4 protein-coding genes are annotated in these 1,934 nt (G+C 30.0%); all 4 read left to right on the top strand.

Features of this window, described 5'->3' with window-relative positions; genetic code table 11:
- Positions 1-498: hypothetical protein (locus tag I130_RS16675; RefSeq protein ID WP_034917131.1), on the top strand; the 498-nt coding region annotated here is incomplete at its 5' end.
- A gap of 221 nt (positions 499-719) precedes the next feature.
- The gene (locus tag I130_RS00130; RefSeq protein ID WP_034917144.1) at positions 720-968 is read left to right on the top strand and encodes a DUF6364 family protein; all 249 of its coding nucleotides are present in this window, start codon (positions 720-722) and stop codon (positions 966-968) included.
- On the top strand, positions 965-1,387 hold the full coding sequence (locus tag I130_RS00135; RefSeq protein WP_034917145.1) for a type II toxin-antitoxin system VapC family toxin: 423 nt from the start codon (positions 965-967) through the stop codon (positions 1,385-1,387). Before I130_RS00130 ends, I130_RS00135 begins: the two co-directional genes overlap by 4 nt.
- A gap of 195 nt (positions 1,388-1,582) precedes the next feature.
- Positions 1,583-1,934: hypothetical protein (locus I130_RS16755; RefSeq protein WP_232224001.1), on the top strand; the 352-nt coding region annotated here is incomplete at its 3' end.

Consider the following 1,934-nt stretch of genomic DNA (forward strand, 5'->3'; position numbering starts at 1 on the left):
AAAAAGGAACCATTCAAGTTTAGAATTACATTATTAAATTCTGATCATGTCTATGTATCATCTTCTTGGGGAAATTACTATTATGATTATCCAGGAGATGAAAACATTTTTGAATGTAATGACAAAGACTTTTTAAAGGATTGTCGATTCGTTGCTATAAAAACAGGAAACGAGGATAAATTTAATGTTAACAAAGATATTTATGTTGGAGATGGAGATTACCAATCAGTTTGGTTTTACAAAAAATCATCTTCATGGCATAGATTTGACAAAGGTGTAATAAATGAAAATGGAAAAATCATTGCAGAGGTAACGGTGGAGAATATTTATGATATGGATAAAAGAGATGAACAAAAATATGAAGAGAATGAATATAATTATTCGATAGATAAAATTTCAAAAAACATTAATATGGTTTTTGCAGCAGGCTTCTATGAAAAAGGAATGAACCATCCAAAGGAACTACAACGCTATAAATTTATTTTAGAATTTAGATAACCCACTGTGCCTAACATCGGTTAAGCGCCAATAGCGGGCATTCCAATGAAAAGTGATATTTTAGACACCAAGTAACAAACAAAAAAGCCGACAAGAACGCGTCCCTACTCCACGCTACTTGCCTTAACCAAGACCGTTGGGCGTAATTATTCAGAAAAATTCTGCTGAAATTTATATTGTACGGATATTTTGTTTAATTTTGTACGTACAATAATTTTATTATGGATACAAAACTGACTTTAAAGCTTAATCAAGAAATAATTGAACGAGCGAAAGAATATGCATCAGACAAAAAAATGAGTTTGTCCAGAATTGTAGAATCCTATCTTCAATCATTAACAATGGACAAGAAAGATTTAGATTTTCCGATTTCTCCATTTGTTAGAAGTTTGGCTACGGGAACAAAAATCCCAATTGATTTGGATTATAGAAAAGAATATTCTGATCAATTATTAGAAAAATATAAATGAGAAAAAGATTATTTCTAGATACGAACGTGATTCTTGATTTACTTGGTGAAAGAGATCCATTTTATGACTCAATGGCGAAATTAGCAACATTAGCTGATAAAGAAGTTTTAACGTTCGTGGTATCGCCTATATCATTTGCAACTTTAAACTATTTCCTTTCAAAATTCGAATCGGCTCAAATAGCACAAGAGAAACTCAGAAAATTTAAAATCATATGTGAAATTTGTAAATTAGATGAACATATAATTGAAAAGGGATTAAATTCTTCCTTTTCAGATTTCGAAGATGCACTTCAATATTTTAGTGCGGTAGATTCAGATTGCGAAATTATAATTACCAGAAATGGAAAAGATTTCAAAAAGTCCTTATTGCCAGTAATGACTGCAGAGGAATATTTGCAGAGTACAAAAACAAAATAACTCCGCCCAACATCGGTTAAGCGCAAATAGCGGGCTTAGTCGAAAAAGTGTATTTTAGATACTTAGTAAAAAATAACTAAGCCGACAAGAACGTATCCCTACTCCACGCTACTTGCCTTAACCAAGACCGTTGTAATTTATTACAGTAGAACATTCAAGCGAAATTATCTGTTCAAATTTCAAATAAAGGAACGAGTGAAAAAGTATAAATATTTAATAGGTTCTATAATAATAGTAATCTTGATGATTTTAATTTTGATACCGAGAAAACCTGAAAGACTTTATATCATATATGACAAAAATGGTAATAATTGTAAATCTATCCCGTTTGAAATTAGTACTGAAAAAGGTTCCTATTATATCTGCGATAAATCAAAATTTGTTCATTTAACCAGAAACATAAATAAAAAATCAAGATCTCTGAATTTGAGTGAAATTGATAATTACATAATTACTCCAAAAAAAGAGTTACTTGTGAGATTTAATAATGACATAATTGACCGAGAAAAAAATGATTTCGACTTCTTAAATAGAGATAAAAAATTTG

The organism is Gillisia sp. CAL575 (assembly GCF_000403785.1).
Lineage (GTDB): Bacteria > Bacteroidota > Bacteroidia > Flavobacteriales > Flavobacteriaceae > Gillisia.

Excerpts from the sequence above, each read along its gene's own strand:
- I130_RS00130 (WP_034917144.1), top strand. The coding sequence starts at position 720 with ATGGATACAAAACTGACTTTAAAGCTTAATCAAGAAATAATTGAACGA.
- I130_RS00135 (WP_034917145.1), top strand. The coding sequence starts at position 965 with ATGAGAAAAAGATTATTTCTAGATACGAACGTGATTCTTGATTTACTT.